Consider the following 270-nt stretch of genomic DNA (forward strand, 5'->3'; position numbering starts at 1 on the left):
GCTCGAACGGTGGGCTTCAGGCAAGTCTTCGGGCAAGTGAGTCACGGGTGGACGGGTTGTCGAGAACGAAGCACTGGCTGTGGGGCGCGCTTATTGTCGCGCTGTGCTCGTTCGCCTACGCCAAAGGGCCGGGCGTTGCCGGTTTCGCCGTCGACAGCTACGGTCATGGCAATTACGTCAATCGCGACGTGGGCGGCGCCTTCAACCGCTCGGGTGCGTCTGTCTCCAACATTCGCCGTGTCGCCGGACCGGGCTCTTATCCCGGCGAAG

The 270-nt window shown here is 64.1% G+C and carries 1 protein-coding gene; it reads left to right on the top strand.

The genetic code is table 11. The features are described from left to right. Nucleotides 1-56: 56 nt before the first annotated feature. Nucleotides 57-270: hypothetical protein (locus R0J92_RS23245; protein WP_411053414.1), on the top strand; the 214-nt coding region annotated here is incomplete at its 3' end.

Source organism: Tritonibacter sp. SIMBA_163 (assembly GCF_046535935.1).
GTDB classification, from domain to species: Bacteria; Pseudomonadota; Alphaproteobacteria; order Rhodobacterales; family Rhodobacteraceae; genus Epibacterium; species Epibacterium scottomollicae.